Source organism: Burkholderia sp. Ac-20353, assembly GCF_017104785.1.
Taxonomy (GTDB): domain Bacteria; phylum Pseudomonadota; class Gammaproteobacteria; order Burkholderiales; family Burkholderiaceae; genus Burkholderia.
This window is the reverse complement of record NZ_JAAGPL010000251.1, coordinates 1-10,969: the sequence shown is the minus strand read 5'-3', so window position 1 is coordinate 10,969 and position 10,969 is coordinate 1. Positions and strand designations below refer to the sequence as shown.

The 10,969-nt window shown below is 65.8% G+C and carries 11 protein-coding genes; all 11 read left to right on the top strand.

From position 1 onward, the window contains the following. The first annotated feature begins 94 nt into the window (after nt 1–94). Nucleotides 95–1,123, top strand: a complete 1,029-nt coding sequence (locus tag G3N94_RS42785) for a prephenate dehydrogenase/arogenate dehydrogenase family protein (RefSeq protein WP_346778766.1) — start codon at nt 95–97, stop codon at nt 1,121–1,123. A 12-nt stretch (nt 1,124–1,135) separates the two neighbouring features. Further along, entirely contained in the window at nt 1,136–2,440 is a 1,305-nt protein-coding gene (gene aroA, locus G3N94_RS42780) for a 3-phosphoshikimate 1-carboxyvinyltransferase (protein ID WP_241022275.1), read from the top strand. 13 nt (nt 2,441–2,453) lie between these two features. Then, nucleotides 2,454–3,140, top strand: coding sequence for a (d)CMP kinase (gene cmk / locus G3N94_RS36650; protein ID WP_205799122.1), 687 nt, complete (start codon nt 2,454–2,456; stop codon nt 3,138–3,140). A 124-nt stretch (nt 3,141–3,264) separates the two neighbouring features. Continuing rightward, nucleotides 3,265–4,995 (top strand): 30S ribosomal protein S1, encoded by a 1,731-nt coding sequence (gene rpsA / locus G3N94_RS36645; RefSeq protein ID WP_346778765.1) that lies wholly within the window; start codon nt 3,265–3,267, stop codon nt 4,993–4,995. A gap of 22 nt (nt 4,996–5,017) precedes the next feature. Beyond that, nucleotides 5,018–5,341, top strand: a complete 324-nt coding sequence (locus G3N94_RS36640; protein WP_124600413.1) for an integration host factor subunit beta — start codon at nt 5,018–5,020, stop codon at nt 5,339–5,341. Between the two features lie 232 nt (nt 5,342–5,573). Further along, on the top strand, nt 5,574–5,867 hold the full coding sequence (locus G3N94_RS36635) for a LapA family protein (protein WP_205799120.1): 294 nt from the start codon (nt 5,574–5,576) through the stop codon (nt 5,865–5,867). A gap of 56 nt (nt 5,868–5,923) precedes the next feature. Next, nucleotides 5,924–7,096 (top strand): lipopolysaccharide assembly protein LapB, encoded by a 1,173-nt coding sequence (lapB, locus tag G3N94_RS36630; protein WP_205799119.1) that lies wholly within the window; start codon nt 5,924–5,926, stop codon nt 7,094–7,096. Nucleotides 7,097–7,189: 93 nt separating this feature from the next. Then, nucleotides 7,190–8,590, top strand: a complete 1,401-nt coding sequence (locus G3N94_RS36625) for a UDP-glucose/GDP-mannose dehydrogenase family protein (RefSeq protein WP_205799118.1) — start codon at nt 7,190–7,192, stop codon at nt 8,588–8,590. Between the two features lie 7 nt (nt 8,591–8,597). Next, on the top strand, nt 8,598–9,548 hold the full coding sequence (gene rfaE1, locus G3N94_RS36620) for a D-glycero-beta-D-manno-heptose-7-phosphate kinase (protein WP_205799117.1): 951 nt from the start codon (nt 8,598–8,600) through the stop codon (nt 9,546–9,548). A gap of 60 nt (nt 9,549–9,608) precedes the next feature. Then, nucleotides 9,609–10,601 carry an ADP-glyceromanno-heptose 6-epimerase gene (gene rfaD, locus G3N94_RS36615; protein ID WP_205799116.1) on the top strand — a complete coding sequence of 331 codons (993 nt, stop codon included), beginning with the start codon at nt 9,609–9,611 and terminating at the stop codon, nt 10,599–10,601. A 74-nt stretch (nt 10,602–10,675) separates the two neighbouring features. Further along, nucleotides 10,676–10,969 (top strand): helix-hairpin-helix domain-containing protein (locus G3N94_RS36610; protein WP_205799115.1); only part of this gene is annotated, 294 nt, incomplete at its 3' end.

Sequence of the window (10,969 nt, the reverse complement as noted above, 5' to 3'; positions counted from 1 at the left end):
CGGCGCGGATTGCGCGCCGGACGACGCACAGGCCTCCGGATCTGGATATCCGCGTCGCACGGCATCGGCCGGCACGCGTCACTTGGTTCGAGTCGTGTCAGGCTTTGCATTCAACAAACTGGTCATTTTCGGCGTCGGCCTGATCGGCGGATCGCTGGCCCGCGCGCTGCGCGAACGTGCGCCGGGCGAGGTTGGCGAAATCGCTGGCGAGATCGTTGGCGTGGGGCGCTCGTCGGTGTCGGTTGCGCGAGCGCTGGCGCTCGGCGTGATCGATCGTGCTGCGGCGCTCGACGACGAAGCGCAGCTGCGCGAAGCGCTCGCGGGCGCCGACCTCGTGCTGCTCGCCGCGCCGGTCGCGCAGACGGGCCCGCTGCTCGCACGGATCGCGCCGTGGCTCGACGACGCGACGATCGTCACCGACGCAGGCAGTACCAAGTCGGACGCCGTCGCGGCCGCGCGCGATGCGCTCGGTCCGCGCATTGCGCAGTTCGTGCCGGGGCATCCGATCGCCGGGCGCGAATCGAGCGGCGTCGAGGCCGCGCTGCCGGACCTGTACGTCGGGCGCAACGTCGTGCTGTGCCCGCTGCCGGAGAATCCGGCCGCGTCGGTCGCGCGGATCGACGCGATGTGGCGCGCGACGGGCGCCGACGTGCGGATGATGAGCGCGACGCAGCACGATCGCGTGTTCGCGTCGGTCAGTCATCTGCCGCACGTGCTGTCGTTCGCGCTCGTCGAGCAGATCCTCGGTGAGGCGGACGCGGAATTGAAGTTTTCCTATGCGGCCGGCGGTTTCCGCGACTTCACGCGGATTGCCGCGTCGAGCCCTGAAATGTGGCGCGACATCTGCGTTGCGAACCGCGCTGCGCTGCTCGACGAACTCGACGGCTACACGCGCGTGCTCGCGCGGCTGCGCGCGGCGATCGACGCCGGTGACGGCGCCGCGCTCGAAGATGTGTTCTCGCGTTCGCGCGCCGCGCGTTCGGCGTGGCAGGAGCGCGGCGGCAAGGCGGTTTCCGGCGGGGCTGCCGCAGATCGGCAGGCTGCCGCCGAGCCGGCTGCCGAACGGCCGACCCCGGATGGCCGCCCCACGGATGGCCGCCCCCCCGAAACGAACAGGAATTAACAGGAAGCTCCCATGGAATATCTCGATCTCGGTCCGTACTCGAGCGCGTCGGGCACCGTGCGTCTGCCCGGCTCGAAGAGCATTTCGAACCGGGTGTTGCTGCTCGCGGCGCTTGCCGAAGGCGATACGACGATCACCAACCTGCTCGACTCCGACGACACGCGCGTGATGCTCGACGCGCTCGGCAAGCTGGGTGTGAAGCTCGCGCGCGACGGCGACACCTGTGTCGTCACGGGCACGCGCGGCGCGTTCACCGCAAAGACGGCCGACCTGTTCCTCGGCAACGCGGGGACGGCCGTGCGGCCGCTGACGGCGGCGCTCGCGGTCAACGGCGGCGACTATCGCGTGCACGGCGTGCCGCGCATGCACGAACGGCCGATCGGCGATCTCGTCGACGGCCTGCGGCAAATCGGCGCGCAGATCGACTATGAGCTGAACGAAGGTTTCCCGCCGTTGCGCATCAAGCCGGCGTCGGTCTCGGTCGACGCGCCGATCAAGGTGCGCGGCGACGTATCGAGCCAGTTCCTGACCGCGCTGCTGATGACGCTGCCGCTCGTGAAGGCGCCGGACGGCCGGATCGTCGTCGAGGTCGACGGCGAGCTGATCTCGAAGCCGTACATCGACATCACGATCAAGCTGATGGCACGCTTCGGCGTGACCGTCGAGCGCGACGGCTGGCAGCGCTTCGTCGTGCCGGCCGGCGTCCGCTACAAGTCGCCGGGACGGATCATGGTCGAAGGCGACGCGTCGTCGGCGTCGTACTTCCTCGCGGCCGGCGCGCTCGGCGGCGGCCCGCTGCGCGTCGAGGGCGTGGGGCGCGCGAGCATCCAGGGCGACGTCGGTTTCGCGAACGCGCTGATGCAGATGGGCGCGAACGTGACGATGGGCGACGACTGGATCGAAGTGCGCGGCATCGGCCACGACCACGGCAAGCTCGCGGCGATCGACATGGATTTCAACCTGATTCCCGATGCGGCAATGACGATCGCGGTCGCGGCGCTGTTCGCCGACGGCCCGAGCACGCTGCGCAACATCGCGAGCTGGCGCGTGAAGGAAACCGACCGTATCGCGGCGATGGCGACCGAACTGCGCAAGGTCGGCGCGACGGTCGACGAGGGGGCCGACTATCTCGTGGTCACGCCGCCCGCGGCGCTGACGCCGAACGCGGCGATCGACACGTACGACGACCACCGGATGGCGATGTGTTTCTCGCTCGTGAGCCTGGGCGGCGTGCCGGTGCGCATCAACGATCCGAAGTGCGTCGGCAAGACGTTCCCCGACTATTTCGACCGCTTCGCCGCGCTCGCGAAGGCCTGACCCGACTGACCCGATGAAATCGACCCGACCCTTTCACCAGACACCGGTCATTGCGATCGACGGCCCGACCGCTTCCGGCAAGGGCACCGTGGCGGCGCTCGTCGCTGCGCACCTCGGCTTCCACCTGCTCGACAGCGGCGCGCTGTATCGCCTCGCCGCGCTCGCGAGCATGCGCTACGAGATTGCCGAGGAGGACGTCGGCGCGCTCGAGAAACTGGTCGACGACCTCCACATCACGTTCCGCGAAGGCTGTGCGCAGCTCGACGGCGTGGACGTGTCGAACGACATCCGCGCCGAGGCGGTCGGCAACCGCGCATCCGCGATCGCCGTGCACGCGCCGGTGCGCACGGCGCTCGTCGCCCGCCAGCGCGCGTTCCGCAAGACGCCGGGCCTCGTCGCGGACGGCCGCGACATGGGCACGGTGATCTTTCCGGATGCCGGGCTGAAGGTGTTTCTGACGGCCAGCGTCGAGGCTCGCGCGGCCAGACGGCATAAGCAATTGATGCAAAAAGGATTTTCTGCTAATATAGATGACTTGCTCCGGGATCTTCGTGAACGTGACGCGCGCGACAGCAATCGCGCGGCCGCGCCGCTGAAACCCGCGGCAGATGCCAGGCTGCTCGATACGTCAGCGCTTTCAGTCGACCAGGCGGTCGACCAGGTGCTGCAGTGGTACCGGGTGCTTGGCCAGCCCGCCTGAGAAGGCGGGCAGCAGTAGGTGCTCCGCGTCGTCAAGCGCGGAGCGTGTTTCGAACCCTTAACCCCGTGTGGCTTCGATCTGGCCCTTTCAGCCTGCCATTCCGGCCGGCGTGGCACAGCGAACCATGCACAATCAGATTTTTATGTCCGACCTGCAAACCTCCAACCCGAATACTGAATCTTTCGCGGCTCTGTTCGAAGAGTCGCTGACCCGCCAAGACATGCGCGCCGGCGAAGTGATTTCCGCCGAAGTCGTGCGCGTCGACCACAACTTCGTGGTCGTCAATGCAGGCCTGAAGTCCGAGGCTTACATTCCGATCGAGGAATTCCTGAACGATCAGGGCGAGGTTGAGGTGCAGTCGGGCGATTTCGTGTCCGTCGCGATCGACGCACTCGAAAACGGCTACGGCGACACGATCCTGTCGCGCGACAAGGCGAAGCGCCTTGCATCGTGGCTGTCGCTGGAAAAGGCGCTTGACAACAACGAACTCGTCACCGGCACGATCACCGGCAAGGTGAAGGGCGGCATGACCGTGATGGTCAACGGCATCCGCGCGTTCCTGCCGGGTTCGCTGGTCGACACGCGTCCGGTCAAGGACACGACCCCGTACGAAGGCAAGACGCTCGAGTTCCGCGTGATCAAGCTCGATCGCAAGCGTAACAACGTCGTGCTGTCGCGTCGTGCCGTGATCGAAGCAACGCAAGGCGAAGAGCGCGCGAAGCTGCTCGAGACGCTGAAGGAAGGCGCGATCGTCAACGGCGTGGTCAAGAACATCACCGACTACGGCGCGTTCGTGGACCTCGGCGGCATCGACGGCCTGCTGCACATCACCGACATCGCATGGCGTCGCGTGCGTCACCCGAGCGAAGTCCTGTCGGTTGGCCAGGAAGTCACCGCGAAGATCCTCAAGTTCGACCAAGAGAAGAACCGCGTGTCGCTGGGCATCAAGCAACTGGGCGACGATCCGTGGGAAGGCATCTCGCGCCGTTACCCGTCGGGCACGCGCCTGTTCGGCAAGGTCACGAACATCACCGACTACGGCGCATTCGTCGAAGTGGAATCGGGCATCGAAGGCCTCGTCCACGTGTCGGAAATGGACTGGACCAACAAGAACGTTGCTCCGTCGAAGGTTGTCCAGCTGGGCGACGAAGTCGAAGTCATGGTCCTCGAGATCGACGAAGATCGCCGTCGTATCAGCCTCGGCATGAAGCAGTGCAAGCCGAATCCGTGGGATGACTTCAGCCGCAACTTCAAGAAGGGCGACAAGATCACGGGCGCAATCAAGTCGATCACCGACTTCGGCGTGTTCATCGGTCTGCCGGGCGGCATCGACGGCCTGGTCCACCTGTCGGACTTGTCGTGGAGCGAAACTGGCGAAGAAGCGGTTCGCAAGTACAAGAAGGGCGACGAAGTCGAGGCAATCGTGCTCGGTATCGACGTCGAGAAGGAACGCATTTCGCTCGGCATCAAGCAACTCGAAGGCGACCCGTTCAGCAACTACGTTGCAATGAACGACAAGGGCTCGATCGTTGACGGCGTGGTCAAGTCGGTCGACGCGAAGGGCGCGGTCATCACGCTGACGGGCGACATCGAAGGCTACCTGCGTGCGTCGGAAATCTCGCAGGATCGCGTCGAAGATGCACGCAACGTGCTGAAGGAAGGCGACAAGGTCAACGCGATGGTGATCAACATCGATCGCAAGTCGCGCGGCATCAACCTGTCGATCAAGGCGAAGGATTCGGCAGAGCAGCAGGAAGCGATCCGCGGCCTGCAAGCCGACACCAGCTCGGCCGCGACGGGTACGACCAACCTCGGCGCACTGCTGAAGGCCAAGCTCGACGGCCAGAACCAGTAAGCCTTACGAGGTCTGCTGAAGTATGACCAAATCCGAGTTGGTCGCGCAGTTGGCATCGCGATTTCCGCAACTTGTCCTCAAGGATGCGGATTTCGCGGTGAAAACGATGCTCGATGCGATGTCTGATGCTCTGTCCAAAGGGCATCGCATTGAAATTCGGGGTTTCGGCAGCTTCGGTCTCAACCGTCGCCCGGCCCGCGTCGGACGCAACCCGAAGTCGGGGGAGAAAGTGCAGGTGCCCGAGAAGTTCGTGCCGCACTTCAAACCTGGCAAGGAATTGCGCGAACGCGTCGACGGCCGGGCCGGCGAACCGTTGAAGGCCGAGGATCCGGACGACGAGCGGTAAGCGTCGTTCGACCCGCCCGGAACCCATCCGGCAACGGCTGTAGAAAAGCGCCCCATGTGGGCGCTTTTTTTTATTTTCGGGGGCGCTTCGAGCGCGCGAAGCGATGCGCACGGCGACACGCGCGGCATCGGTTACGCTGACGCCGAAACGCATCCTTTACAATACGGGTCGATTCGGTGACGCGAAGGGGAGTCGCGCGCCGTGGCGAAATCTCATTCAAAGAGAGGGCTTCATGAAGTTGATCGTCTGGCTGATCCGGGTATTGGTGTTCGTGCTGTTGCTGGTGCTCGCATTGGCCAATACGCAAACCGCGACGTTGAATTTCCTCGCCGGCTACGCGTGGCAAGCTCCGCTGATCCTGATCGGCCTCGCGTTCTTCGTTGTCGGCCTGATTGCCGGCCTGCTGTCCGCGCTGCCGGCGATCTTCCGGATGCGCATCGAGAACGGGCGTCTGAAGCGCGACCTGCGCGCAGCGCGCGAAACGCCGGCCGTGATCGACCAGCCGCCGATGCCGCCCGTCATTTAACCGACCCGACGCCGCGCGAATGCCGCGCGGTTTTCGTTTCCGCTTCGATATATCGCATGGATCTGGATTTCTGGTGGTTGCTCGCGATTCCGGTCGCCTTCGCGCTCGGCTGGGCAGCGTCACGTTATGACCTGAAGAATCTCCTGTCGGAGAGCGCGAACTTGCCGCGGTCGTATTTCCGCGGCCTCAATTTTCTGCTGAACGAACAACCCGACAAGGCGATCGACGCGTTCATCGAGGTCGCGAAGCTCGACCCCGAAACGGTCGAGCTGCACTTCGCGCTCGGCAACCTGTTTCGCCGCCGTGGCGAGACGGACCGCGCGATCCGCGTGCACCAGAACCTGCTGAGCCGAACCGACCTGCCCGTCAGCGAGCGCGATCACGCACTGTACGAGCTCGGTCAGGATTTCCTGAAGGCCGGCCTGCTCGATCGCGCGGAAGAGGCGTTCCACAAGCTGGCCGACGGCGACTATGCGCTCGGCGCGCAGCGTGCACTGCTGACGATCTACGAGATCGAAAAGGACTGGAACAAGTCGATCGATACCGCGAAGCGGATCGAATCGATGAGCGAGAAGCCGCTCGGCATCGAAATCGCACAGTTCCACTGCGAGCTCGCGCAGGACGCGCTGCAGCGCAAGGACGCGCAGGCCGCCGCCGAGCAGTTGCGGCTCGCGCTCGTCGCGAACCCGCAGAATGTCCGCGCGACAATCCTGTCCGGCGACGCGGCCGCGGCCGCGGGCGACCACTCGGCCGCGATCGGCCACTGGAAACGTGTCGAGGCGCAGAATCCGGCTTACCTGCCGCTCGTTGCCGACAAGCTGATGAAGTCGTACATCGCGCTCGACCGGACCAGTGACGGCACGGCGCTGCTGATCGAGTACGTCGACCGCTACGCGTCGAACGATCTGCTCGACATCGCGTACCAGCATATCGCCGGGCTGCGCGGCCAGGATGCCGCGCACACGCTCGCGCGTACGCAGATGGAGAAGTCGCCGAACCTGTCGGGCATGCTGCACCTGCTCGACGCGCAGATCGCGGCGGCCGACGAGCCGCGTCGTAAGGAACTTGAAATGATGCGTGCGCTGATCAGGCAGCGCACCAAAAATCTGCCACGGTATACGTGCCAGAATTGCGGTTTCCGGGCACGGCTCTTCTACTGGCAATGCCCTGGATGCAGCGGCTGGGAAACCTATGCGCCGCGCCGCGTCGACCCTGCGATGTCGAGCTGATCCCGGCAGGCGGGACGAACGCGATGCGGCTGCCGCCGGCTACGGCCCGGCGGCCAAGTTAGTCTATTACCGGGAACCTTCACCGGAACATCTATGAAAATCACCATCATCGGCACCGGATACGTCGGTCTCGTCACGGGCGCATGCCTCGCGGAGATCGGCCACGACGTCTTCTGTCTCGACGTCGATCAGCGCAAGATCGACATCCTGAACAACGGCGGCATGCCGATCCACGAACCCGGTCTGCTCGACATCATCGCGCGCAACCGCGCGGCGGCGCGCCTGCGCTTTTCGACCGACATCGAGGCGAGCGTCGCGCACGGCGAGATCCAGTTCATCGCGGTCGGCACGCCGCCGGACGAAGACGGCTCGGCCGACCTGCAGTACGTGCTCGAGGCGGCGCGCAACATCGGCCGCCACATGACCGCGTTCAAGGTGATCGTCGACAAGTCGACGGTGCCGGTCGGCACCGCGCAGCGCGTACGCGGCGTGGTTGACGAAGCGTTGGCCGCACGCGGCCTCGCGGGCAGCGTCGCGCACCGCTTCTCGGTCGTGTCGAACCCGGAATTCCTGAAGGAAGGCGCGGCGGTCGACGACTTCATGCGTCCGGACCGGATCATCATCGGCGTCGATGACGACGAGACGGGCACGATCGCGCGCGAGAAGATGAAGAAGCTGTACGCGCCGTTCAACCGCAATCACGAGCGCACGATCTACATGGACGTGCGTTCGGCGGAATTCTCGAAATACGCGGCGAACGCGATGCTCGCGACCCGCATCTCGTTCATGAACGAGATGTCGAATCTCGCCGACAAGGTTGGCGCGGACATCGAGGCCGTGCGGCGCGGGATCGGCTCCGATCCGCGTATCGGCTATCACTTCCTGTACGCGGGCGTCGGCTACGGCGGTTCGTGCTTCCCGAAGGACGTCCAGGCGCTGATCCGCACGGCGGGCGAGAACGGCCAGCCGCTGCATATTCTCGAGGCGGTCGAGGCGGCCAACCACGCGCAGAAGAGCGTGCTGATCGGCAAGATCGAGCAGCGCTTCGGTGCGGACCTGACCGGCCGCGAGTTCGCGGTCTGGGGCCTCGCGTTCAAGCCGAATACCGACGACATGCGCGAGGCGCCGAGCCGCCGCCTGATCGCTGCGCTGCTGGAGCGCGGCGCCACCGTGCGTGCGTACGATCCGGTCGCGATCGACGAGGCACGCCGGGTATTCGCGCTGGATTTCGGCGACGACGCCGACGCGCTGTCGCGCCTGCACTTCGTCGACACGCAGGATGTGGCCGTGACGGGCGCGGACGCGCTCGTGATCGTCACCGAATGGAAGGAATTCAAGAGCCCCGATTTCGCGCGCCTGAAGGCGGAGCTGAAGGCGCCGGTGATCTTCGACGGCCGCAACCTGTACGAGCCGGACGCGATGGCCGAGCTCGGCATCGACTATTACGCGATCGGACGTCCGCATGTCGATCCCCAGACCGTTTCCCGTGGATGAGCGCACGATGAGCACGCCTCGCGAAGTGGGCCCGGTGTCGCGCGAACAGCTTGCACGCTCGCGCGTGCTCGTCGTCGGCGACGTGATGCTCGACCGCTACTGGTTCGGCAACGTCGATCGCATCTCGCCGGAGGCGCCGGTGCCGGTCGTGCACGTACAGCGCCAGGAAGAACGGCTCGGCGGCGCGGCGAACGTCGCGCGCAATGCGGTGACGCTCGGCGGCAAAGCCGGACTGCTGTGCGTGGTCGGCTGCGACGAGCCGGGCGAGCGGATCGTCGAGCTGCTCGGCAGCAGCGGCGTGACGCCGCATCTCGAGCGCGATCCGGCGCTGCCGACCACGATCAAGCTGCGCGTGCTCGCGCGCCAGCAGCAGCTGCTGCGCGTCGACTTCGAGGCGACGCCGACGCACGAGGTGCTGCTCGCAGGCCTCGCGCGTTTCGACGCGCTGCTGCCGCAGCACGACGTGATCCTGATGTCGGATTACGCGAAAGGCGGCCTCACGCACGTGACGACGATGATCGAGAAGGCGCGCGCGGCCGGCAAGCCCGTGCTCGTCGACCCGAAGGGCGACGACTGGGAGCGCTATCGCGGCGCGTCGCTGATCACGCCGAACCGTGCCGAACTGCGCGAAGTCGTCGGACACTGGAAGTCGGAAGACGACCTGCGCGAGCGGGTCGCAAAGTTGCGCGCATCGCTCGGCATCGACGCGCTGTTGCTGACGCGCTCGGAGGAAGGCATGACGCTGTTCTCCGGCACGGGTGAACTGCATGCGCCCGCGCTTGCGCGCGAGGTGTTCGACGTGTCCGGCGCGGGCGACACGGTGATCGCGACGGTCGCGACGATGCTCGGCGCCGGCGTGCCGCTCGTCGACGCGGTCGTGCTCGCCAATCGCGCAGCGGGGATCGTGGTCGGCAAGCTCGGCACCGCCACCGTCGACTACGACGAACTGTTTCATTGAGCGCACGCGCGCGGGATGCCGCGCGCTGCGTCGCATATTTTTCAGGCAGGAAGGACGACCATGACCCTCATCGTCACCGGCGCGGCCGGTTTCATCGGCGCGAACATCGTCAAGGCGCTCAACGAGCGCGGCGAGACGCGCATCATCGCGGTCGACAACCTGACGCGCGCGGACAAGTTCCGGAACCTCGTCGATTGCGAGATCGACGACTATCTCGACAAGACCGAGTTCGTCGAGCGCTTCGCACGCGGCGACTTCGGCAAGGTGCGCGCGGTGTTCCACGAAGGCGCGTGTTCCGACACGATGGAACACGACGGCCGCTACATGATGGACAACAACTTCCGCTACAGCCGCGGGGTGCTCGATGCGTGTCTCGCGCAGGGCGCGCAGTTCCTGTATGCGTCGTCGGCGGCGACCTACGGCGGCTCGACGCGCTTCGTCGAGGAGCGCGAGGTCGAGGCGCCGCTCAACATCTACGGCTATTCGAAGTTCCTGTTCGACCAGGTGATCCGCCGCGTGCTGCCGGGCGCGAAGAGCCAGATCGCCGGCTTCCGCTATTTCAACGTGTACGGCCCGCGCGAGACGCACAAGGGCCGGATGGCGTCGGTCGCGTTCCACAACTTCAACCAGTTCCGCGCGGAAGGCAAGGTCAAGCTGTTCGGCGAATACAACGGCTATGCGCCGGGCGAGCAGACGCGCGATTTCGTGTCGATCGAGGACGTCGTGAAGGTCAACCTGTTCTTCTTCGATCATCCGGAGAAGTCGGGCATCTTCAACCTCGGTACGGGCCGCGCACAGCCGTTCAACGACGTCGCGACGTCGGTGGTCAACACGCTGCGTGCGCTCGACAACCTGCCGCCGCTGACGCTCGCGCAGCAGGTCGAACAGGGCCTGATCGAATACGTGCCGTTCCCGGACGCGCTGCGCGGCAAGTACCAGTGCTTCACGCAGGCGGACCAGACGAAGCTGCGCGCGGCCGGCTACGACGCGTCGTTCCTGACCGTGCAGGAAGGCGTCGACCGCTACGTACGTTGGCTGTCCGGCCAGGTTTAAGCCGACGCGCCGGATCTTTAGACTGGATGTCACGGTCGGCAGCCGCCGGCCGTTTTCACCAGGAGATCCGGAACATGATCAAGCAATGGTTCGCCGCGGCGGCGCTGCTCGGCGCGATCGCGTCGGCGTGGGCTGCCGTCGACGTCAACACCGCGGGCGAGGATGCGCTCGTCGGCATCAAGGGCATCGGGTCTGCCAGGGCGAAGGCGATCCTCGACGAACGCGCGGCGCGCGGCCCGTTCAAGAACGCGGACGATCTCGCCACGCGCGTGAAGGGCATGGGCGGGCATACCGTCGAGCGCCTGCAGCGCGAAGGGCTTACGGTCGGTGCGGCCGGCTCAGGCGCGGCCGGCGCAGGTGCGGCCGGC